The 22,089-nt window shown below is 67.2% G+C and carries 23 protein-coding genes; 10 read left to right on the top strand and 13 right to left on the bottom strand.

All coding sequences use genetic code 11. The features are described from left to right. Nucleotides 1–212: 212 nt before the first annotated feature. On the top strand, nucleotides 213–863 hold the full coding sequence (locus NO931_RS02970; protein ID WP_256391134.1) for a helix-turn-helix domain-containing protein: 651 nt from the start codon (nucleotides 213–215) through the stop codon (nucleotides 861–863). Between the two features lie 497 nt (nucleotides 864–1,360). Here NO931_RS02970 and NO931_RS02965 read toward each other — a convergent pair whose 3' ends face one another. Continuing rightward, the gene (locus NO931_RS02965) at nucleotides 1,361–1,873 is read right to left on the bottom strand and encodes a DUF309 domain-containing protein (RefSeq protein WP_256391133.1); all 513 of its coding nucleotides are present in this window, start codon (nucleotides 1,871–1,873) and stop codon (nucleotides 1,361–1,363) included. 122 nt (nucleotides 1,874–1,995) lie between these two features. Between NO931_RS02965 and NO931_RS02960 the strand changes: the two genes are divergently transcribed. Beyond that, nucleotides 1,996–3,108: a mechanosensitive ion channel family protein gene (locus tag NO931_RS02960; RefSeq protein ID WP_256391132.1), complete on the top strand. Its 1,113-nt coding sequence runs from the start codon at nucleotides 1,996–1,998 to the stop codon at nucleotides 3,106–3,108. A gap of 40 nt (nucleotides 3,109–3,148) precedes the next feature. Here the strand turns inward: NO931_RS02960 and NO931_RS02955 are convergent, their stop codons facing one another. Together NO931_RS02955 and NO931_RS02950 are read right to left on the bottom strand one after the other, a co-directional pair. Beyond that, a complete protein-coding gene (locus tag NO931_RS02955) occupies nucleotides 3,149–3,553 on the bottom strand; it encodes a universal stress protein (RefSeq protein ID WP_256391131.1) in 405 nt (134 codons plus the stop codon). 46 nt (nucleotides 3,554–3,599) lie between these two features. Next, nucleotides 3,600–5,069 carry a bifunctional metallophosphatase/5'-nucleotidase gene (locus NO931_RS02950; protein WP_256391130.1) on the bottom strand — a complete coding sequence of 490 codons (1,470 nt, stop codon included), beginning with the start codon at nucleotides 5,067–5,069 and terminating at the stop codon, nucleotides 3,600–3,602. 151 nt (nucleotides 5,070–5,220) lie between these two features. On the opposite strand from NO931_RS02950, the gene NO931_RS02945 reads away from it, so the two are divergent. The 4 genes from NO931_RS02945 (at nucleotide 5,221) to NO931_RS02930 (ending at nucleotide 8,022) form a co-directional block, all read left to right on the top strand. Further along, a complete protein-coding gene (locus NO931_RS02945; RefSeq protein WP_256391129.1) occupies nucleotides 5,221–5,460 on the top strand; it encodes a DUF5816 domain-containing protein in 240 nt (79 codons plus the stop codon). Between the two features lie 72 nt (nucleotides 5,461–5,532). After that, the gene (locus NO931_RS02940; protein ID WP_256391128.1) at nucleotides 5,533–5,850 is read left to right on the top strand and encodes a DUF7116 family protein; all 318 of its coding nucleotides are present in this window, start codon (nucleotides 5,533–5,535) and stop codon (nucleotides 5,848–5,850) included. A 101-nt stretch (nucleotides 5,851–5,951) separates the two neighbouring features. After that, on the top strand, nucleotides 5,952–7,709 hold the full coding sequence (locus NO931_RS02935) for an ABC transporter substrate-binding protein (protein WP_256391127.1): 1,758 nt from the start codon (nucleotides 5,952–5,954) through the stop codon (nucleotides 7,707–7,709). A 112-nt stretch (nucleotides 7,710–7,821) separates the two neighbouring features. After that, nucleotides 7,822–8,022 carry a dodecin gene (locus tag NO931_RS02930; RefSeq protein ID WP_256391126.1) on the top strand — a complete coding sequence of 67 codons (201 nt, stop codon included), beginning with the start codon at nucleotides 7,822–7,824 and terminating at the stop codon, nucleotides 8,020–8,022. Here NO931_RS02930 and NO931_RS02925 read toward each other — a convergent pair whose 3' ends face one another. Beyond that, nucleotides 8,023–8,391: a HesB/IscA family protein gene (locus NO931_RS02925; RefSeq protein WP_256391125.1), complete on the bottom strand. Its 369-nt coding sequence runs from the start codon at nucleotides 8,389–8,391 to the stop codon at nucleotides 8,023–8,025. It lies immediately after the preceding gene. 93 nt (nucleotides 8,392–8,484) lie between these two features. Between NO931_RS02925 and NO931_RS02920 the strand changes: the two genes are divergently transcribed. Further along, on the top strand, nucleotides 8,485–8,616 hold the full coding sequence (locus NO931_RS02920; protein WP_256391124.1) for a hypothetical protein: 132 nt from the start codon (nucleotides 8,485–8,487) through the stop codon (nucleotides 8,614–8,616). Between the two features lie 15 nt (nucleotides 8,617–8,631). On the opposite strand, the gene hisD is transcribed toward NO931_RS02920, so the two are convergent. After that, on the bottom strand, nucleotides 8,632–9,906 hold the full coding sequence (hisD, locus tag NO931_RS02915) for a histidinol dehydrogenase (protein ID WP_256391123.1): 1,275 nt from the start codon (nucleotides 9,904–9,906) through the stop codon (nucleotides 8,632–8,634). Nucleotides 9,907–10,085: 179 nt separating this feature from the next. Between hisD and katG the strand changes: the two genes are divergently transcribed. After that, nucleotides 10,086–12,212, top strand: coding sequence for a catalase/peroxidase HPI (katG, locus tag NO931_RS02910; protein WP_256391122.1), 2,127 nt, complete (start codon nucleotides 10,086–10,088; stop codon nucleotides 12,210–12,212). A 417-nt stretch (nucleotides 12,213–12,629) separates the two neighbouring features. Here katG and NO931_RS02905 read toward each other — a convergent pair whose 3' ends face one another. The 3 genes from NO931_RS02905 to NO931_RS02895 form a co-directional block, all read right to left on the bottom strand. Next, nucleotides 12,630–13,469, bottom strand: coding sequence for a DUF726 domain-containing protein (locus tag NO931_RS02905; RefSeq protein ID WP_256391121.1), 840 nt, complete (start codon nucleotides 13,467–13,469; stop codon nucleotides 12,630–12,632). Between the two features lie 88 nt (nucleotides 13,470–13,557). Beyond that, nucleotides 13,558–13,770, bottom strand: coding sequence for a hypothetical protein (locus tag NO931_RS02900; protein ID WP_256391120.1), 213 nt, complete (start codon nucleotides 13,768–13,770; stop codon nucleotides 13,558–13,560). Nucleotides 13,771–13,782: 12 nt separating this feature from the next. Beyond that, nucleotides 13,783–15,153: an NAD(P)/FAD-dependent oxidoreductase gene (locus NO931_RS02895; protein ID WP_256391119.1), complete on the bottom strand. Its 1,371-nt coding sequence runs from the start codon at nucleotides 15,151–15,153 to the stop codon at nucleotides 13,783–13,785. A gap of 145 nt (nucleotides 15,154–15,298) precedes the next feature. On the opposite strand from NO931_RS02895, the gene NO931_RS02890 reads away from it, so the two are divergent. Further along, a complete protein-coding gene (locus NO931_RS02890) occupies nucleotides 15,299–16,108 on the top strand; it encodes an enoyl-CoA hydratase/isomerase family protein (protein WP_256391118.1) in 810 nt (269 codons plus the stop codon). A gap of 1 nt (nucleotide 16,109) precedes the next feature. Here NO931_RS02890 and NO931_RS02885 read toward each other — a convergent pair whose 3' ends face one another. Next, nucleotides 16,110–17,999 carry a cbb3-type cytochrome c oxidase subunit I gene (locus tag NO931_RS02885; protein WP_375142028.1) on the bottom strand — a complete coding sequence of 630 codons (1,890 nt, stop codon included), beginning with the start codon at nucleotides 17,997–17,999 and terminating at the stop codon, nucleotides 16,110–16,112. A 206-nt stretch (nucleotides 18,000–18,205) separates the two neighbouring features. Here NO931_RS02885 and NO931_RS02880 point away from each other — a divergent pair, with 206 nt between their 5' ends. Next, on the top strand, nucleotides 18,206–19,171 hold the full coding sequence (locus NO931_RS02880) for a D-2-hydroxyacid dehydrogenase (protein ID WP_256391116.1): 966 nt from the start codon (nucleotides 18,206–18,208) through the stop codon (nucleotides 19,169–19,171). A 27-nt stretch (nucleotides 19,172–19,198) separates the two neighbouring features. On the opposite strand, the gene NO931_RS02875 is transcribed toward NO931_RS02880, so the two are convergent. From NO931_RS02875 to NO931_RS02860, 4 genes are all read right to left on the bottom strand, one after another. Then, nucleotides 19,199–20,035, bottom strand: coding sequence for a hypothetical protein (locus NO931_RS02875; RefSeq protein ID WP_256391115.1), 837 nt, complete (start codon nucleotides 20,033–20,035; stop codon nucleotides 19,199–19,201). Between the two features lie 65 nt (nucleotides 20,036–20,100). Further along, nucleotides 20,101–20,568 carry a histidine kinase gene (locus NO931_RS02870; protein WP_256391114.1) on the bottom strand — a complete coding sequence of 156 codons (468 nt, stop codon included), beginning with the start codon at nucleotides 20,566–20,568 and terminating at the stop codon, nucleotides 20,101–20,103. A gap of 137 nt (nucleotides 20,569–20,705) precedes the next feature. Further along, nucleotides 20,706–21,740, bottom strand: a complete 1,035-nt coding sequence (asd, locus tag NO931_RS02865) for an aspartate-semialdehyde dehydrogenase (protein WP_256391113.1) — start codon at nucleotides 21,738–21,740, stop codon at nucleotides 20,706–20,708. Nucleotides 21,741–21,887: 147 nt separating this feature from the next. Continuing rightward, entirely contained in the window at nucleotides 21,888–22,082 is a 195-nt protein-coding gene (locus tag NO931_RS02860) for a 30S ribosomal protein S17e (protein ID WP_256391112.1), read from the bottom strand. Nucleotides 22,083–22,089 lie beyond the last annotated feature (7 nt).

Raw genomic sequence — 22,089 nt, 5'->3', positions numbered from 1 at the left:
GTTGTTGCGACGCGGCGGCGACGGCGTCGGTCGCCGCGGACGGCCCGGCGAGAGTCCGACGCGACGACTGGTTCGAAGACCATGTCGCCGGCTACGGGCCTGCCGTCGGTAGGACGCCCGCCGAACATGTTCGCTACCGCGAGGGGCCGACGATTCCCGTCGCGTGAAAATTCGCTGTCCGGTTTTTACGCCCCCAGAACGCAGGGTAGAGCATGAACGGCGGTGTGCGCGCACGGATCGAGATCGAATCGCCCGGCGACTGCCCGGTCGCCACCGCATCGGTCGACGCCGACGCTCGGATCGACCGCATCGACCGCGCGACCGGAGGCCGCGACGGCGTCGTCGCCGAGGAGTTCGCCGTCGACGGCGACGCCGAACTGTCGGTCGACGCGACGCCGGTCGCGAGCGAGGGCGACCGGACGGTGTACCGCTTCGAGCGCGAGCGCGACGAGCTCTGTGCCTGCGATCTCGTCGAGCATACCGGGCCGCCGCTGGCCGACATCAGCGCCGCGGACGGCGGGCTGAAAATCTCATTCCGCGCCGCGGACGTCGCGGAGGTCCGGGCCGTCGTCGCCGCACTCGACGACGCGTTCGACGGCGTCCACCTCCGGACGCTGTCGCGCGGCGACGACGGCGGAGACGAGACCGACGCGGTCGTCGTGGACCGCTCTGCGCTGACCGACCGACAGCGGCGAGTGCTCAAACGCGCTCACGAACTCGGGTACTTCGAGTACCCCAAAGGAGCCAACGCCAGCGAGGTCGCCGAGGACCTGGGTATCGCGCGCTCAACGTTCACGGAACACCTCGCGGCCGCTCAGTCGAAGCTCTACGACGCGATGCTGGAAGGCGGCGTCGAACCCTGACAGGTAGCCGGTTGTACGCTTCTTTATCCGGGTGGCTCCCCGAACCCGCATCGAACGCTTTGATACTCACCGATGCGTATCATTCGCCTCGTTCGGCAGAGCGTCTGTACAGCCACCATGGAATATCAAGGACCATCGCCAGTACGACCGCGACCGCGACCCCCATCCCAAAACCATCGGTGAGACGAAGTGCCAGAAAAACGGCGACGGCGCTACCACCGATTCTCGTTAGTCGCTCGAGGTTCCAGTTGAAGAGGGCGGACTGCATCGTCGAACCTGTTCGTCATCGTGAATGATAGTCCCTTCGAGTCAAACGCTCGATGACCAGAGAGCGACGGATAGTCTCTGCCCCAAGTTGCTCGGGGGTTGCTCGCCCCTCGAAACGACGACCCCGTCGTGCCAACGATGCGGTCGGCGTCGGGGGAACGTCTCGGCGTCGGGGGAACGTCTCGGCGTCGGGCGGGACGACGCGGCACGTGCGTCTCTGCCCGGACGTTTCAAAGCCGTTCCGCGTACTCGAAATCGGTGCGGTCGGCCGTCGGCGTCGCGCCGTCCATCCGAATCTTCCAGCCGTCCAGCACTGTGGGATCGTTCAGCGCGTTCGTCAGCGTCGTCCGGACGTCCAACAGATCGACGCCGTAGTAGTCGTTCGGGACGCCCTGCAGGTACTGGAGCGCGGTCCGAAACAGCGAGCGCATCCCGTCGTCGTTCTCGAAGTCGAAGTGCTTGTACGCGCCCGCGGCGACCTGAACCATCCCGTGGGCGAACGCGCTTTCCGTGGTGCCGCTCCCGTAGTTGTACCACTCGTCCTCGAAGCAGTCGTGGGATTCGTGGAACTCGCCGGCGTTGTAGAGGCGGACGCCGTGGACCACGGCGCGCCGCAGCGTGGCGTGCTCCCACGCGCCCGATCCCCCGATCGCGTCGACGCCGTCGCCCGCGCCCTCGGGTCGCCACCCGGTCGGGTTTCCCGCCGGCGGTTCGACGGTCGGGTCGCGGGTGTGCTCGTCCATACGGTCGTACAGGGCGGCGAGCCGTGTAACTCCACCGACGCGAGGGCACGTCGCGGTCGGCCGCGTCCGACGCCGTCGTCCGGTCACAACCCTTATTCGGAACCGGGCGAGATGAACGTGGTATGACTATTGGCCCCGGGACGATCGGTCCAGTGCAACTGCCCCCGCGGGTCGCGCCTGTGGTCGACGCCGTCGCTCGGCCGGTCCCGAGCGTCGTCTGGCAGTACGTCGAGGCGATCCTGGTGTTGATCGTCGGCTGGTACGTCTCGAAGCTGGTCGTCCGGTCGGCCGGGCGGATGATCGCCCGACAGTTCGCGCGCCCCAGCATCACCCAGACGGTGCTGCGGGGGATCCGCGCGAGCGTCCTGCTGCTGTCGCTCGCGATCGCCGTCCAGATAATGGGCTTCCAGCCGGGCAACATCCTGCTGTCGGTGACGGTGTTCTCGGCGGTCGTGGCCGTCATCCTCGCGCCGATCGTGGCGTCGGTGATCAGCGGTCTGTTCGTGCTCGCCGACCAGCCGTTCGAGATCGGCGACATGATCGAACTCACCGACAACAACGGTGGCCAGAAAGGGTTCGTCGAGGACATCACGCTGCGGTACACCAAGATGTTCACGCTGGACAACACGTTCATCGTCGTCCCGAACTCGACGATCCGCGAGCGCGACGTGGTGAACTACTCCGCCGAGGACGAGCGAACCCGCCAGTCGCTGTCGATCCTCGTGACCTACGAGAGCGACCTCGCGGAAGCCCGGAAGCTCATCGAACGGTCGGCGCGACAGGTCGACAACGTCATTACTGGGGGACCGGGAATCCGGGTCGGCAGCGCGCGCTACGACGCCGCGCCGACCTGCTACATCGACGAGTACGCCGACCACGGCGTGTTGCTGACGTTACGCTACTGGCTGCAGGAACCGTACAAGCTGCTGGTCGCGCGTTCGCGCATCCAGGAGCACCTCTGGGGGCAACTGGAGGACGCCGACGTCGAGATCGCTTACCCCCACACTCACCTGATGTTCGACGACACGAGCGGGCAGGCTGACGTGGCGGTAACGCACAGGCGTTCGGCACAGCCGGAAGCGCCGCCGGAACAGCACCGGGCGGCCGATCGCGGTGGGCACGCGGCCGCGCACGGTGATGCCGAAGACGCCGCCGCGCAGGTCGACGCCGACCCCGAACCCCGCCCCGACGACGCCGACACCGAACCCCAACCCGACGACGCCGACACCGAGTAACCACAGACGATTTTCGGGAAACTCGCCCGCACGGTCGCGCTCAGTTCGCGCTGACCGTGACTAGTTCGCAGTCGACACGCTCGCGTAGATAGCTCTCCACGTCCGGATCGTCGACGAGCTTGCGGATCATCCGGCGCCAGCGACCGGCCTGCTTGTGGCCGATGACGACGACGTCGGCGTCCTCGGAGGCGACCTCCTCCAGGATCGTCTCCTCGACGAGAAACGCCTTTCTGACCGCGTAGCGCGTCTTCCGTGGCACGTCGAACGCCGATTCGACCGATCGCTTGAGCTCCGAGCGCGTGACGTGGTTGCTGTCGTGGTACAGGTCGACGTGGAGGACGGTGAGCTGGGCGTCCCGCTCGCGGGCGATCTCGATCGCCTTCGCTAGCGTGTTCTTCGAGTGGGTCGTCAGCGGATACCGAACCGGGACGACGACGTGACTCATTGTTGGGATCGAGCGGCGGGCCGGGCGTAAGTGTTCGCTCTCGCGGTCACTCGTCGTCGGCCAGGCTGGGCGTTCCCGACCCCGGCGTCTCCGCCGCACCGCCGTCCGAAGCCGGTGCAGCGTCGGCGTCGATCGACGCCTCCCGCGGACCCGAATCGAGGCCGAGCCGGCGGATTCGTCCCTCGATCTCCGGGTCGACGCCGCGCTCGCGGGCGTACTCGACGAGCACGTCGTACTGGATGTCCAGCGTGTCGACGCGGTGGTGCGGTTCCAGCGCGGGGAACTCGTGGTCGGTCCCGAGCAGGTACTCGGAGGTCGCGACCGTGTAGGTCGCGTCGGGATCGACGGACTCGCCGTCCACGCGAACCCCCTCCAGCGCGGCGTCGGCGCCGTCCCAGACGATCTCGGCGCCGCTGACGTGGGCGTGCCACCACTCGGGCTCGCCCAGTTCGACCGTCGACCCGCTGGCCTGCCGGCAGATCGACCGCAGCTCCGCGCCCGTCACCTCCGCGACGACGATCGGCTCCTCGAAGGGCACGACGCTGATCAGGTCCGCCACGGTCACGTCACCTTCGAGGGGCTCGCCCGCTCGGATGCCGCCGCTGTTCTGGAGCCCGACGTCGGCGGCGCTGGCCCATCGGTAGGCGTCGGCGACGAAGTTGCCGATCCGGCTCTCCCCGCGGAACGCCGTCTCGTGGGTGCGCTCGACCGGCCGCTCGACCGCGTCGACGGTGGTCTCTAAGTCCGCGGCGACCTTTCGCTCGCGCAGCGCCGCGGCGACCTCGTCGTCGATCGGCGCCTCGGCGACGGCGTGGCGGGTTACCGTCGGCTCGCCGCCGCCGAACTCGATCTCGTAGAGCGACTCGCCGTTCGCGGCCGGGCGCGTCAGGACGGCGCCGCCCACTCTGGCGGTGCGCTCGGTGTGAGTGTGCCCGCCCAGCACAGCGTCGACATCGCACTCGGCGGCGATCCGCTCGTCGTCGGCCATGTGCGCGAGTGCGACGACGTAGTCGACGGCCCGGTCGCGCAGGGCGGCGGCGGCGTCCGCGACGGCGGGGACCGGATCCGTCACGGTGAGGTCCGACGCCGTCGGCGTGATCGAGGGTGTGGTCGGCGTCGTGACGCCGACGACGCCGATATCGTGGGAGCCGCGCTCGACGATCGTCCACGGCTCGGCGCCCGCGTCGGCGGCGAATCGCCGCCCGTCGAGTTCGACGTTCGCCGCGACCCACGTCTGGGGCGAGTCGTCGACGACCGATCGCAGCGCGTCGTAGCCGTGGTCGAAGTCGTGGTTCCCGAACGTGTCGACGTCGGGATCGACCGCGTCGAAGAAGTCCAGCGCCTGACGACCGTCGCTCACGAGCGACAGCACGCCCGGGGCGGTGTTGTCGCCGGCGCCGGCCAGCAGCGTCTCCGCGTCGCGGCGCTCGTCGATCACGCCCGCGAGGCGCCCGATCCGCTCGGGCGCGTCGTAGGCGTTCTCGACGTCGGAGTAGTGGAGGATCCGGAGGGCCATACACCGCTAGTGAGAACAGCGGGGGTAATATATCCTAGACCTAACCGGCTTCGACCGGGACCGCGTCCACGAACGCCTCGACGGCATCGCACGGCCGCGGCGTCGGGCCGCTGTCGAATCACCTATCCTCCCGGGGTCGTTACGGCTCCGCATGGAGACGCACACGACGCCCGACGGAGAGACCGTCTACGTGGCGACCGACGAGGGCGACCGCGGCTCGAAGGCGCCATTCTACGTCGCCTACGTGACGCCCGACCGCGAGCGCCGCTACGGCTGGTTCTGCGGCGAGTGCGAGACGGTCGACAACGCGATGGACGCGATGGGTCGGATCCAGTGCAATCGCTGTGACAACCTGCGGAAGCCGACCGAGTGGGACGCCGCCCACGAGTGAGGGTGGCGCCCGCTAGCAGTTTTTTCCGCCGGTGCGTAGCTTTATTAGGGCGGCTGGCATAGGGAGAATCGAATGGGTACTGTTAACACCCAACTGGACGACGAAGCCCGATCGATTTTCACCCGTCTGGGGTACACCGTCTCGGGAGACGGCGCCGAGTTCACCGCCGAACGCGGCTGGAAGGCGGTGCGGGTGACGACGATGGCCGAACCCGACGACCCGCCCGAGTCGGGCTGTCTTCGATGCTTCGTGACTCGCCGATCCGAAGCCCGCGAGATCAGGCGTCGGCTGGTGCGCACGGATCCGGACTACGACTGGGCGATCATCTCCGTCGCGAACGACGACTACGAGGTGGTTCGCGCACCCCCGGGCCCGGAAGCCAGCGCGTAACTGTCCCGAACGACGCCGGATCGACGCCGACTGATACGTGCTACTTTGTCACACAACCTATTCGGTAACTTGTAAGGCGACGCGAAAACAAGAGGGGGTACATGCGCTCTCCCAGCTCCGGACCCCGTCGACGGGAGCTGCTCGCCGCGCTCGGAGCGACTGCACTCGGTTCGACTGCAGGCTGTACCGACGCTCTCTCCCGTTTCGCCTGGTCCAGCCCCGACGACGTCTCCCTCACTATCGCGACGGTTCCCGCCAACGTCGACACCGCGGCCACACAGATGGCCCGCCAACTCGAGACGAATCTCGAAGCGGCCGGGATCAACGCCAGCTACGAACCCCAGAGCGAGGGGTCGGTTCTGCGCGGCGCGCTGATGGAACAGGAGTTCGACCTGTTTATCGCCCGCCACCCGGGCGTCAGCGATCCCGACGAGCTTCGGGGACTGCTCCACACCAGCTTTAGCGAGGAGGCCGGTTGGCAGAACCCCTTCGGATTCAACGAACCCGGCGTGGACGAACTGCTCACGGCCCAGAACACCCAGACCGGCACCGATCGGATGGGGACCGTGACCGAGCTGCAGGAACAGCTCTTCGAGCGCCAGCCCTTTGCGGTCCTGGCGTACCCCGACCATATCTCGGTCGGCAGCGCCGCGTTGAATCTCGAACGGACCCAAAGCGGCCTACTTGGCCCCCTCGACTATCTCCGACTGGGCGCGACGAACCCCGACATCGACCGACTCCGTGTCGGCCATCTCGGGTCGGCGATCACGCGCAACCGCAATCCGCTGTCGGTCGCTCACCACAGCCGAACGGAAATGCTCGGCCTCCTGTACGAACCCCTGGTCAGGCTGGTCGACGGCGAGTACCTGCCGTGGCTCGCCGAGACCGTCGACTGGGTCGACGACGCCCCGGAAACGACGGTCCGCGTGACGCTACGGGACGACCTCGAGTGGCACGACGGCGAGCGGCTCGACGCCACCGACGCGGCGTTCACCTACCAGTTCCTGCAGGACACCGCGATGGGCAACGAGTCGACGCCCGTTCCGGCGCCGCGGTTCCGCAGCGAGTCGAGCATCGTCACCTCGACGTCGACGCCGTCGAACTACACCCTCGAACTGACGTTCGGTGACGCCACCCGGGACGTCGCGCTCCGGTCGCTGACGGTGCCGCTGTTGCCGAGACACGTCTGGATCGAACGAACGAGCCTGGTCAGACAGTACATGACCAGAGCGCTCGTCTGGAACAACAGGCAGGCGATCGGGTCCGGCCCCTATCGGTTCGAAAACGCGAACGTCGGGAACCGGCTGTTGCTCTCGAAGAACGAGGACCACTTCCTGTTCGACGGGCGCGAACTCGACGAGCGCTACGATCAGTTCGCGGACGGCGGCGCGTTCGACGAGCTCCTGTTCGACATCGTCGAACACTCCCGCCTGCTCGTCATCGAAGTCGCGGACGACAGCATCGACATCAGTTCGTCACCGATCCTGCCCAAGCACGCCTCTGCAGCCGAAAGCGCGGACAGCGTCGAACTGCTGTCCGGCGACAGGGGCGAGTTCTACATGCTCGGATTCAACACCCGCCGGCATCCGATGACCAACTACCAGTTCCGTGCCGCCGTCGCTCGACTGATCGACCGGCAGTACTCCGTCGACGAGATCATGTACGGCCACGCCACGCCGTCGGACTCGCCGCTCTTGCGAACGGAGTACCTCGCCGACGAGTTCGCGTGGGACGAACAGAGCAACCTCGGACCGTTCCCCGGCGAGGCGGGCGAGGCCGACCAGAAACGAGCGAGAGACGTGTTCCGCGAGGCCGGATTCCGCTACAGCAACGACGGGCATCTCGTTACCCGAGACTGACCGGGCACGGCGCCGACGAATCGGTGTCGTGGATGCATCGACGCGCTCGCCAACCGAATCGGTCGTGTGTCGGCGTACCATTAAGTTCGTCCGCGAAGTAGCGGTAACTGTCATGGTTTTCAAAAAGATCACGCTGATCGGGACGAGTACCGAGAGCTTCGAGGACGCTGCCGACAACGCGCTCGATCGGGCCGAGTCGACGCTCGACAACATCCACTGGGCAGAAGTAGAGGAACTCGGCGTCGAGATCGCGTCGGCCGAAAACCGAGAGTACCAGGCCGAAGTCGTGGTCGCGTTCCAGTTAGAGGAGTAGCTACGTCCGGAACGACTCGCCGCAGCCGCACTCGCTGACGACGTTGGGGTTCTCGACGTGGAACCCCTCGGCCTGCAGGCCGCTCTCGAAGTCGACGACGCTGCCCTCGACGTAGTTCATGCTGGCGGGATCGACGAACACGCGCAGGTCGTGGTGTTCGTAGATCGTGTCGTCTTCGTCGGGCGCGTCGTCGAAGCGCATGCCGTAAGACAGCCCGGCGCAGCCGCCTTGCTGGACGAACAGCCGGAGGCCGGCCTCGTCGGTGTCCATCTCCTCCTGTTCGAGCAGCCCCAGCGCGCGCTCGGCGGCCGCCTCGGTGACCTCGATCGACGGCTGGGTCTCCCCGCCGGACGCGGCGTCAGTACTCATGGGTACGTGTAGTGCGGTCACGTAGATAACAGTGACGCCGCCGGGAGCGCCGGCCGGTGAAATCAAGCGGGTCGACGCCGTACCGGACCACGTATGAGCGTGCTGATCGACATCGCCTGCCCGGAGTGCGGTCGGACGCGGTCGGTGCGAAAAGTCGCGCTGGACCGGTACCGCTGCGAGGAGTGCTGCGTCGAGTTCTCGCAGGAAGACGTGCTTCCCGAGTAAGCGTATTCTCGTCGCTTACTCGTCGCCGAGACGCCGTCGGACGCTCTCGGCGTGGGCTTCCAGCCCTTCGGCGTCGGCCAGCGTCGTGACCGTGTCGCCGAGACTCTCCAGAGCGTCCCGGTCGAGGCGCTGGACGGTCGTCGACCGGACGAACGTGTCGACCGAGAGCCCGCCGGTGAGCTTCGCGCCGCCGCCGGTCGGCAGGACGTGGTTGGTGCCGCTGGCGTAGTCGCCCGCGGCGACCGGGGTGTAGGTGCCGAGGAACGCGCTGCCCGCGCTCTCGATCCGGTCGAGGATCGATTCGTCGTCCTCGGCGACGATCGAGAGGTGTTCGGGCGCGTACGCCTCCGCGAACGAGATCGCCTCGCTCATCGAGCGGGCGTGGAAGACGCCGCTGGCGTCGGAGTCGAGCGCGGCGCGGATCACGTCCTCGCGCTCGCGACCGTCGGCCTGCCGGTCGACGGCGTCGGCGATCTCGTCGGCCAGCGCCTCGTCGTCGGTGACGGCGACGACCGAGGCGTTCTCGTCGTGCTCGGCCTGCGCGACCAGGTCGGCGGCGACGTACTCGGGATCGGCGGTGTCGTCGGCGACGACGAGGATCTCGCTCGGCCCGGCGAGAAAGTCGATCTCGACGTCGCCGCGCACCTCGGCCTTGGCGGCGGTCACCCAGCGGTTGCCCGGCCCGACGATCTTCTGGACGCGGTTGACCGACTCGGTGCCGTAGGCCAGCGCGCCGACGGCCTGGGCGCCGCCGACGCTGTAGACGGTGTCGGCGCCGGCCGCGTGGATGGCCGCCAGCGTCGCAGGATTGATCGTCTCGGCCGGCGGCGTCGCGACGGCGACCTGCTCGACGCCGGCGACCTTCGCCGGGACGACGCCCATGATCGCGCTGGAGGGGTAGGCGGCGGTGCCGCCGGGCGCGTAGACGCCGACGCGCTCGATCGGCCGGAACCGACGGCCGAGTTCGCGACCGTCGAACGACTCGCGCCAGTCCTCGGGCACCTGCGCCTCGTGGAACTCGCGGACGTTCTCGACTGCCGCGTCGACGGCGTCGCGGAGGTCGGCGTCGATCTCGTCGTAGGCCCGCTCGGCCTCGTCGGTGATCTCCAAACTCCCGACGGTGACGTCGTCGAACTCCTCGCAGAACTCCCTGACGGCGACGTCGCCCTCCTCGCGGACCCGATCGACGATCTCGCGAACGTCCTCGCGCACCGCGGCGACGCCGGCGTCGCGATCGAACAGCGCGGACCGGTCGTCCGGACCGAGGTCGGCGACTGCACTCTCGTTCATACCCGTAGGTGAGAACGGCGCGAACAAACCGTTTCTGGATCACCGAGACGAGCCCCGAACGATCGGGAACGTTGTCCGCGGTCAGCGCACAATAATCTACCGTTACCGGGAACCGTCATTCGCGATTCCACAGCTTTTTTTGGTAGTAGCGGAAAGTCGTGTCCGAGCCAATACTAACGATGTCACGAAGCAACCGAGACTGGTGGCCGAACCAGTTGAACCTGGAGGTACTCGACCAGAACGCCGCCAACGTGGGGCCGTACGAGGACGACTTCGATTATGCCGAGGAGTTCCAGAAGCTCGATCTCGAGGAGGTGAAAGCCGATCTCAAGGACCTGATGACGTCGTCCCAGGACTGGTGGCCGGCCGACTACGGCCACTACGGTCCGCTGTTCATCCGGATGGCGTGGCACAGCGCCGGCACCTACCGCACCGTCGACGGCCGCGGCGGGGCGTCCGGCGGGACGCAGCGTCTCGCGCCGCTCAACAGCTGGCCCGACAACGGGAATCTCGACAAGGCACGCCGGCTACTGGAGCCGATCAAGCAGAAGTACGGCCGCAAGCTCTCGTGGGCCGACCTGATCGTCCTGGCAGGGAACACCGCCCTGGAATCGATGGGCATGCAGACGCTCGGCTGGGCCGGCGGACGCGAGGACGAGTACGAGCCCGACGAGGCCGTCTACTGGGGGCCCGAAAGCGAGTGGGAAGCGCCCCAGGACGAGCGCTTCGACGAGGACGACGAGCTCGACGAGCCGCTCGGCGCCACCGTGATGGGGCTCATCTACGTCGACCCCGAGGGGCCGGACGGCGATCCCGACCCGCTCAAGTCGGCAAAGCGCATCCGCCAGGCGTTCGGGCGCATGGCGATGAACGACGAGGAAACGGCCGCCCTCATCGCCGGCGGACACACGTTCGGCAAGTCCCACGGCGCCGAGAGCGACGGCATGGGGCCCGAGCCCGAAGCCGCGCCCATCGAGGAGCAGGGTCTCGGGTGGCCCGACTCCGGCAAGGGCTCGGAAACGACGACCAGCGGCATCGAGGGGGCCTGGAACCAGTGGCCGACCATGTGGGACACCTCCTACCTCGACAACCTGCTCGACTACGAGTGGGAGCTGACGGAGAGTCCCGTCGGTGCGAACCAGTGGGAGCCGGTCGACGAGGAAGCGAAAGACACCGTGCCGGACGCCCACGACCCCTCGGAGAAGCACGCTCCGATGATGATGACGACGGACCTCGCCCTCAAGCGGGATCCGGAGTTCCGGGAGACCATCGAGAACTTCCGCCAGAATCCGCCCGAGTTCCTCCAGGCCTTCGCGAGCGCGTGGTTCAAGCTCATCCACCGTGACATGGGCCCCGAGGAGCGGTTCCTCGGGTCGGACGCCCCCGACGAGACGTTCATCTGGCAGGACCCGCTCCCCGACGCCGACTACGACCTGATCGGCGAGGAGGAGGTCGACGAGCTCGAGGAGGAAATCCTCGACTCGGAGCTGACGGTCTCCCAGCTGGTCAAGACCGCCTGGGCGTCGGCGTCGACGTACCGCGACAGCGACAAGCGCGGCGGCGCCAACGGCGCCCGCATCCGACTCGAGCCCCAGCGGAGCTGGGAGGTCAACGAGCCGGCGCAGCTGGAGACGGTGCTGTCGACTTACGAGGAGATTCAGGCCGAGTTCAACGACTCGCGATCCGACGACGTTCGCGTCTCGCTCGCCGATCTCATCGTGCTGGGCGGCAACGCTGCCGTCGAATCGGCGGCGGCCGACGCCGGCCACGACGTCGAGGTCCCCTTCGATCCGGGCCGGACGGACGCCACGCAGGACCAGACCGACGTCGAGTCCTTCGAGGCGCTCAAACCGGAGGTCGACGCGTTCCGTAACTACTTCGGCGGCGAGTACGACGGCCCCGTCGAGGAGCTACTGGTCGACCACGCCGACCTGCTCGACCTGACGCCGTCCGAGATGACGGTGCTGGTCGGCGGGCTCCGCGCGCTGGACGCGAACTACCAGGACTCCGACCTTGGCGTCTTCACGGACGAGCCGGGGACGCTGACGAACGACTTCTTCGCGAACCTGCTCTCGATGGACTACGAGTGGGAGCAGGCCGACGGCTCGGAGGAGCGCTACGAGCTCCGCGACCGCGAGACGGGCGACGTCGAGTGGGAAGCGAGCCGTGCTGACCTCATCTTCGGCTCGAACTCCCGCCTTCGAACGCTGGCCGACGTCTACGCGAGCGAGGAGGAGAAGTTCGTCGAAGACTTCGTGGACGCCTGGCACAAGGTCATGAGTCACGACCGCTTCGATCTCGAATAACGGCGCCGCGACTCTCTGCGTCATCTTTCGTTGCAGTTTGAGGGGTCGTACAGCTACAGTTGCTGCGAACAGCGTTGCCACGAGGTACAGCCGTCGCTCTCGAAGGATGAGTGTCGCCCGGAACACTAACGACCGGTATCATCCGTGGGCGGCAGGCCCTGTCAACCGGGAAACCCTCGTGCCGGGCGGGTTGAGCGTCGCTCAACCGGACGACCCGGCGGTTCACACCGTCGGGCGGGTCGAACAATCTCGACCGGTTCAGCAACTGCGTGTCGCGCACCCGGGTTCTCCGCGCTGTCATCGCGTCCTGGCGGACGTGCTCGGGCGGGGACTAAAGGTACGCAGTCGGACGTAGGTCCGCCCCTGCAAAAAGGATGTCGTGCCGATGTCGCTCCCCGAGCCGCCGATCGACACCGTTCACCAGTTCGCGACGACTTCGTCGATGCAACCCTCCGCGGCGTCGTAGTACGAGAAGTGATCGGGGACATAGCTCACGTCGTGGTCCCGGTAGTTCGCCGGCGGCGTCCCCTCGACGCCGTTGGATCCGAGCGCGCCGTCCCACTCGGCGCTTCCATAGGCCCAGTTGAGGACGCCGTCGTCCTCGTTCCAGTAGTTGTCCACCCGTCCGACGACCTCCCCCAGCGCCGGGCCGTACCGGCCGGACGTGCTGGCCGACTGGTCGTCAGCTGCGGCGCCCAGCAGCGTCAGGGCGTCGACAGTTCGTCCCGCACCCCACGCCGAGAGCGACCGGGCTGCCGAGAGAACGACCTGTGCACCGAGGGAGTAACCGACGTAACGGACGGTGGCGTCCGGACAGGCATCCAGATAGTCCACGGTGAACTGCGCCAGTTTGGCCCCGTTCTTGCGCGCTATCTCGGTCGTCTCCCACCAGTCCCACAGCGGGTTATCGGCGTCCCAGGTGTAGCCGATCGTCGTGCCGCCGTAGCCGCTGGTCGCGAGCGATCCGGCGGCGTCGCTCGTCGTCTCGGGCGCCTCGCCGTTCTTGGTCTTGTAGCCGTGGACGAACACGGTCAGGTCCCCCGCGCAATTCCCGGTGTCGATCCCCGGAACCGCACCGTTCGTTCCGTACTCGCGCGGACCGTACCGGTCGTCCCGTACGACCGATCCCCACTCGATGTCGAAGTGGCCTCGCGTCGTGACCAGCGGAACGGTCTCCGCAGCCTGTACGCTTGCCGGACTGATCGCTGCCCCGATAACACCTGCTCCCGCCAGTTTACAGAACGTTCTCCGTTGCATAGCTCCCGCCGAGAAATAATACATGAATCATGATTATAAAAATCGCAGAACTTGCGGCGAGACGATCCGTGTTGAACGCGTTGAAAGTTCAGTCCTCGATCGCGACGACGCCGAGCTTCCAGAGGACGCCGAACGCGAACAGCCCGACCGCGATCGCAAAGCCCGAGAGGAACAGCGGCGCCGCGACGGTGCGCGCGAGATCGTAACCGATCGCAAGCCGCGAAAACCCCATCGTGACGAACCCGCTGATGACGAGGAGAGCAGACAGGCCGACCAGTTTCGTCAGCGTGGTGGCCCGCATCTCGATCTGGGCTTACAGCTGGTACTCGGCTTCGCGCAGCTGGACGTACTTGCCGTCGCGGTAGCCGAACTTGCGCCACTTGTACTCGCCGACGACTTTGAGGCCGGCCAGTCCCGAACGAAGCTGCCAGCGTAGCAGTTTGTCGTCCTCGGGCGCCAGCAGGTCGTTGGCGACGCCGAAGGTTCGGTCCCAGTCTGCGGGCCCGTAGTCGGCGACGATGTCGGCGAACGTGACGTTCCGCAGTAGCTCGTCGCCGATGGCCTCTTTCCAGGCGTCGTTGTAGCGACGGAGTTCGTCGTCCGCGGCGAGTTCGCCAGCGATCCGCCCCGAGCGCACGGCGACGTGATAGCCACCCTCGTGGAACGCCGAGGTCGTGCCCATCGCGCCGCCGGCGACGGCGATGCCGGCGCGGGTCGGCGAGTCGATCGGCCGGGTCGAGGAGATGGCGTACGTCTCGGTGCCGCCGCGCTTGCCGCGGTCTTCGACGAGCGGGAAGTCCTCCTCGACGTCGTACTCGTCGCCGTACTCGCGTTCGAGCAGGCGCTGGATGTACTCCCCTCCCGAGGGGATGCCGTCGTCGTCGGGCCGCAGGAGGGCGTAGTCCTCGCGGTTCTCGATCTCGTCGATGTCCAGTCCGATCGGCATCGTCAACCCGATGCGGGCGACGTTGCCGTCGTTGGGGAACACCCACGGGTAGGCCGTCTCGCCGGGCATGTACCCCCACCAGAACTTGAGTCGGTCGTCCTCGAAGACCTCCTCGGGCACCTCGCGGTGCTCCTGGTAGGCGATGTGGTTCGCGTGGGTCGTCCCGACGTAGTCGGTGATGTCGACGTCCGCCGGCAGGTATCGGTCGAGTACGCGACTCGTGACCTGACGCTGCGGGCCGTCCGCCAGTACGAGGTACTTCGCGCCGATGTCCTCGCCGTCGCGCAGGCTGAGGACGTGGCGCGGGTCGCCCGACAGGTCGGTCTCCACGTCGGTGACGCTGACGCCGACGCGGTAGTCGGCGCCCTCGCTCTCGGCCTCCTCGCGGAGCCAGTCGTCCATCCGAGCGCGCTGGAAGGTGAACCCGAACCCGTCGTAGCCGGCGTCCATTCCAGTGGTGTCGAGCGAGACCGACTCGTTCGGGCCGACGAAGTCCGTCCCCGAGAGCTCCCGGAGGATCGCCTCCTCGGGGATGCGCTCGTAGTCGATGTCCATGATGTCGACCCAGTAGTCGAGCATCCCCGCTGCGTCCGTCGAGTCCGGACCGAGTCCGTCGCGATCCTCGCGGGGGACGCCCTTCTCCAGTACCACCGCCCGGGAGCCGCCCTTGGCGGCCTCCCAGCCGGCACACGTCCCCGCGGGACCGCCACCGACGACGGCCACGTCGTACCGCTCCATACACCGAAGGGTCCGTGCCAGCGATATTAATGTCCCGATAGCACGCGGTGGCTTGGCGACGCGGCGTCTCCGGGAGCCTACGACGTGGCAGAGCCGTGGAACTTTCGCGCTAGATTATTTCAGGGTGGCCCGCGCAGTTACCCGCATGGAATCCGACAGCTTCGAGGCCGGCGGCGAGCACGTCGACGTCGAGCGCGACGGCGCGGTGGGGACGATCACGATGGCTCGGCCCGACGCGTACAATGCGCTGAGCGAGGCGATGGCCGGCGACCTGCGCGACGCCGTCATCGAACTGGCTGACTCGGACGACGACGTGCGCTGCGTCGTGCTGACCGGCGTCGACGACTGGTTCAACACCGGCGCCGACCTCGCGGCTCTGGAGGGCGACGAGTCAGACGGCCGGCGGCTGCGTGCCTTGGCCTCCCGGCTCCACGCGGCGATCCGGCACATGGCCACCGCGCCAAAGCCCGTGATCGCGGGCGTCAACGGCACCGCGGCGGGCGCCGGCTTCGGCCTCGCGATGGCCGCAGACCTCGTGGTCGTCTCGGAGGACGCCCGCTTCGAGTACGCCTACCCGCGGCTCGGGCTGTCGGGCGACGGCGGCATCACCTACCTCCTGCCGGAGCTCGTCGGCCACCGACGGGCTCGCGAGATCGCGCTCATGGACGCGCCGATAGACGCCGAGCGCGCGGTCGACTTCGGTCTGGCGACCGAGGTCGTCCCGGCGAGCTCGTTCGAGGATCGCGTCGAGGAACTCGCCGACGAGATGGCATCGGGGCCGACGCGGGCCTTCGGCGCGACCAAGCGTCTCATGGCCAACAGCCACGGCCGGACGTTCGATGAACATCTGGAGGCCGAGACCGACACGATCGCGCGCCTCGCAGGCACCGACGACTACGCCCGAGGTCACGAGGCCTTCTTCGGCGACGAGGACCCCGAGTTCCGGGGCGAGTGAGCTAGTCTTCGTTGGGATCGGGATCGACTGAAGGGCCCTCGGCGTCCGACGGCGCCTTAGCGTCGGCGTCCTGTGCGTCGGCGTCCTGCGCGTCGGCGTCCTGCGCGTCGGCGTCCTGCGCAGCCTGTGCATCGGCTTCTTGCTTGGTTCCACCGTCGTACGCGATCGCGTGTCCGCCGCCGCCGGACATCGGCATCCGGTGCTCGCGGAACCAGTCCCACTCGCGGGTCTTCATGTTGTGCTCGTCGAGGTTCCAGGGATCGTCGTCGTCGATCACCGGCCCTTCGAGCGCCGAGGACAGGAAGTTGTACGCCCAGACGAGCTGGCCGACCAGCAACAGCAGGGCGCCCAGCGTCGCGATCTGGTTGAGGTTGATAAACATCTCCTGCGGGCCGACCGTCACGTCGTAGTTGGCGTACTTGCGGGGCATCCCGGCGTAGCCCAGCAGGATCAGCGCGAAGAACACGATGTTCGTCCCGACCATCGAGAGCCAGAAGTGCCACTTCGCGAGCTGGCGCTGGTACATCCGGCCGGTCACGAGCGGGAACCAGTAGTAAAAGCCCGCAAAGAAGGCAAAGCCGATGGCGCCCATCACGATGTAGTGGAAGTGCCCGACCACGTAGTGGGTCTCGTGGAGGATCAGGTTCACGGGCACCGCGGCGAGGAACACGCCGGTGACGCCGCCGATGATGAAGTTCGAGACGAAGCCGAGACAGAACAGCATCGGCGCCGCCAGCCGGATCGACCCCTGCCACAGCGTCGTGATCCAGTTGAACACCTTCACCGCACTCGGCACCGCGATCGCCAGCGAGACGGCCATAAAGGCGCCCTCCATGCGCGGATCCATCCCGGAGGCGAACATGTGGTGCGCCCAGACGCCGAAGGAGAGGACGCCGATCGCCAGCGTCGAGTAGACGACGAACTTGAACCCGAACAGCTTACGCCCCGCGAATCTGGGCAGGACGTAGCTGATGATCCCCATCGGGGGCAACACCAGGATGTACACTTCGGGGTGACCGAAGAACCAGAACAGGTGCTGCCAGAGGATCGGGTTACCGCCCTCGGGGGCAAAAAACACCGTCCCGAAGTTCCGGTCCGCGAGCAACATCAGCAGCGCGCTGCCCAGCAGCGGGAACGCAAAGAGGATGATCGCTGACTGGGTGAGGATCGTCCACGAGAAGATATCGAGGTTGTGCCAGCCGACGTCGTCGGCTCGTTCGGTGAAGATGGTGACGATGAAGTTGATCGCGCCCATCGTCGCGGAAATACCCGAGAGGTGCAGCCCCAGCATCATCATGTCGGCCCCGGGGTTGATCGCCCCCATGCTCGCGGCGGGCGTCCCCTGTGCGGTGCTCGACGTCGACAGCGGCGCGTACATCGTCCACGACGTCTGGGCCGGAGCGACGCCCTCGAGGACGGGCCAGAGGAAGAACCCGCCCCAGATCAACATGGCACTCACCGGGAGGAGCCAGAACGCGATGGCGTTGATCCGCGGGAACGCCATGTCGTCCGCGCCGATGAACAGCGGGATAAAGTAGTTCGCGAATGCGGCGATAAAGGGCGTCCCGAACAGGAACAGCATCGTGATGCCGTGGTTCGTCAGCAACGCGTTGTACGTCGACGCGCCGATGATCGTCTCGCCGGGCTGGAGCAGTTCTAGGCGCATCACTACGACCATCAGGCCGCCGACGACGAACGCCGTCACCGAGAACAGACCGTACATGACGCCGATGTCCTTGTGGTCGACCGTCGTCAACCACCGTATGAGGCCACCGGGTTTCTCGGCAGTCTCGCGGCGATCCTCCTCGACGGTGCCGCCGCCGACGGTCGTCGGTCGCCAGTCGCTGAGTCGTCCGAGCCACGCGGCGACGCCCACGAGAAATAGTCCCATGAGGACTGTCAGGACTACCTGGCCAGCTACCATACGTACCTATGCTCGTCGCGATTTATCAACGGCTGGGGTGCCTCTCGGACGCGCTGACCTGTCTCGCGGGCGATCAGGTGATACCGACGCTCGGATATCGGCGGAGTTCGACGAAACCAGCAGTGTTCGCCACCTGTCCGGGACTTATGGCCGCGTCGGTCGATCACGACTACATGAGCGACCACGACGTACTCGTGCTCCGGAAGGGAACTCACGGCATCCCCGTCGAGGAGTACGCCGACGCGCTTCGGTCCAGACTGCCAGACAGCGACGTCACGCTCGCGCGGACGCCGGCAGCGGAGCGCGAGGAGATCCCGGATGCGGAGATCGTGACGGGCATGGTGTTAGACGAGGAGCTGCTCGACCGGGCCGAGGCGATGCAGCTGTTCGCCTGCGCGTACGCCGGCGTCGGCCACCTGCCCCTCGACGGCCTGCGCGAGCGCGGCGTCACCGTGACCAACGCCTCGGGCGTCCACGGCCCGAACATGGGCGAGCACGTTCTGGGGAACATCCTGACGTTCACTCGCCGGTTCCACGAGGGGTTCCGCCGCCAGCGAAACAACGAATGGCGCCACTACAAAGCCCACGAACTGCAGGACAGTACGGTGACGGTCGTCGGCCTCGGCGCGATCGGGCAGGCCGTCGTCGACCGACTGGAGGGGTTCGGCGTCGAGACGGTCAGCGTCCGGTACACGCCCGAGAAGGGCGGTCCGACCGACGAGGTGATCGGCTTCGACGAGGACGGCCTCCACGACGCTCTCGCGCGCACCGACTATCTGGTGCTCGCCTGCCCGCTGACCGACGAAACTGATGGGTTGATCGGCAGCGAGGAGTTCGTCACGCTCCCGCCCGAGGCCGTGCTCGTCAACGTCGCCCGCGGCCCCGTGGTCGACACCGACGACCTCCTGACGGCGCTGCGCTCCGGCTGGATCCGCGGCGCTGCGCTGGACGTGACCGATCCCGAACCGTTGCCTCGGGACCACCCGCTGTGGGATCTCGGCAACGTCCAGATCACGCCCCACCACGCCGGCCACACGCCCGACTACTACGAGCGCCTCGCCGACATCGTCGCCGGAAACGTCCGGCGGGTCGACGAGACGGGCGAGTACGACGGGCTGGAAAACGAGGTCTCGCTGTAGCCGGGCGAGCACCGAGTGACGCCGGCGTCACGCGGCGAGGTACAGCAACAGCCCGCCGACAGACCCCGGCATCGCGGCGAACGCGTAGAGCGCGGCCGCGTTCTCGGTCCCGCGTCCGATGGCGACGAGCACCGCGGCCAGCCCCAGGAAGACGGCCGCTGTCCCCACGAGCGCGGCACGCTCCGCAGGCGGGTGCGACGCCTCGCTCTCGTCGGGGTCCTCGGGCACCGCGGCGACCGCGGCGTCGGCGACCGACCCTGGAACGACGACCAGCCTCGGTCTGCCGAGATCGTTTGGACCGGCGTACGACAGCCAGAGAACGGCGTAGTCGCCAACGTCGATCCGCCGGTGGTCCGCAACTGCATCGAGGTCGACCGCCCGACCCTGAACGACGAGTTCCCCCGCAGCGGCGTCGAGCGCGCCGTCGACGTCGAGCGACCCTGCCACGCCGAACGATACCGTCGGAATGAGCAGTAACGCCCCCAGTAGCACCCACGACCCGCTGTAGACCGCCGCGAGGATCCCTCCGGCGCCGATGACGGCGGCGAGGGCGATCCTCCACCGGACGAGCCGGCGGTACCGCGGGAGATCCTTCGAGAGCGAGCGCCGCGCGTCGGCGTCGGTGACGACGGGGAGGAGGTACAGCATCGAGAACGGCCCGCCGACGAGCGCCAGCAGCGCGACGAGCGCGAGGACGCCGTACTCGCCGGTACGAACCGACCGGAGAGCGACGAGCGCGATCAGCGCAGCGAGCAGTAGCGCGAGTCCGCCGAAAAATCCGACCTGCAAGTACAGACAGAGCCGACCGACAGTCGACGTCGACGCGTCGCCGGACCAGGTCATCTCGGCGGACTCGCTCGCCATGTCGGCACATAGGTGTCAGATCGTAATCAAAATATCGGTCGGACGAGATCCGCTCAACGAGGACGCTAGTACTTCTGGAGCGCGGCGGCGACGCCGCCGAGCACCGCACCGTAGAGGACGTGGCCGAGTCCGCTGACGGGATTCAGCGAGGGTAGCGCGGGCGGCGCCGTTGCAGAGACGGCCTCCAGCCACAGCGGCATGATCACGCCGGCCGCGAGGAACCAGAGCACGACGCCCCAGGTGATACCGATCGTGACGCTCGCGAGGACTCGGTCTCGAAACGGCTTGAGCGGCGCCCACATGTAGAACCCGCCGAAGATCAGCGCGAACACGACCGCGTGAAACAGGTGTGCGATCCAGCCCGGTCCCGTCGCCGCGAAGCCATACAAGCTTCCGACCGCTTGCATGATCCCCATCACCCGGAACATCACGATGCCCATCGCCAGACCGGCGACGAGGCCGGCGATCGTGACCTTCGTCCAGTACGTCGCGGTCAGCTCGGGGTACTCCGTCTCGTGGGCTTGCGCCGTCATCGATGCGACCTTCAGCGACACGAATGATAGTTCCGGCCCGGCAGTGTGCGACGCTCACACGGGTGCCGCAGCTTTATATGTCGGTTGGCAAAGAACGGCCGTCGGGCGACTGCGAGAGAGCGGATCGCGGACGGCGTCTACAGGTAGCCTTCCTCGACCAGCAGCTCGCCGTTCAGCACGCTGGCGCCGGCGGCGCCGCGGATCGTGTTGTGTGCGAGACAGTCGAACTGGACGCCGTCGCTGGTCTCCTGGACCGGGCCGGTCGCGATGCCCTGGCCGTCGTTGAGGTTGCGATCCAGGCGGGGCTGGGGCCGGTTGGGATCCTCGAACACCTTGATGAGCTCGTCGGGCGCGCTCTGGAGGTCGATCGTCGGCGCCTCGCGGAACGCGGCCTCGACGTCGGACGCCGAGGCGTCCTCGGCGAGTTCGGCGAACACGTTCTCGAGGTGGCCGTCCAGCGTCGCGACACGATTACACGACGCGGTCACGTCGACGTCGTGCCAGCTGAGCTCGGCGCCGTCGAACTCGCCGAGCAGCTTCCGGGACTCGCTCTCCATCTTTTCTTCCTCGCCGCCGATGTGGGGCAGGACGTTGTCGATGATCTCCATCGACGTGACGCCGTCGTAGCCCGCGCCGGAGACGGCCTGCAGCGTCGAGACGAACACTTTTTCGAGGCCGAACTGGTCGAGCTGGGCCAGCGTCGGCACCATCGTGATCGTCGAGCAGTTGGGGTTCTTGATCAGCGCGCCGTCCCAGCCCCGCTCGTCGCGCTGGACCTCGATCAGGTCGAGGTGGTCGTGGTTGACCTCGGGGATCACGAGGGGCACGTCCTCGGCGAGGCGCGAATTCGAGGAGTTCGAGGAGACGACGTAGCCGTCCTCGACGAAGTCGGGCTCGACCTGTTCGCCGACGCTGGAGGGCAGCGAGGAGAAGATCAGGTCGACGTCGTTCGGAACCTCGTCGGGGTCGGTCGCGGAGACCGTGAGGTCCGCGACGTCGTCGGGGATCGGCGTGTTGACGCGCCACTTCGCGGCGTCGCTGTAGGATCGGCCCGCGCTCGATTCGCTGGCGGTCAGGGCCGCGATCTCGAACTGCGGGTGGGGTTCGAGGAGCTGGATCAGGCGCTGTCCGACCGCGCCGGTCGCTCCGAGAATACCGACTCGTACTGACATTGTGGTGGGAGTGGTATCGGGGAGCAAAAACGGTTTGGATAGCGCGGCGTCGCGGCGCTCCGGCCGATCTTCGGCGCTACACGACGCCCTGACCGCCGGCGCAGCCGCTGTCGGAGACCCGACTGCGCAGAATCGGCGAGAACGAGCTTACGCTTCGGCGGCGTTGCCGCTCTTCTTTCGCGAGATGAAGCCGGCGACGCGGTTGCGGACGTCCTTGGACTCGATGTTGGTCAGCGTGTCGACGCCGTCCTTGTTGTGCTCGAAGTCGTCCGAGAACGCGTCGGGATACCGCTCGAGCAGGATGTTACCGGTCTTCTTGACGTACCCAGGTTTGATTGGCATGTTCGAA

The sequence above is a fragment of the Natronoarchaeum rubrum genome (genome assembly GCF_024494695.1).
This window is presented reverse-complemented; position numbering and strand designations above follow the sequence as displayed.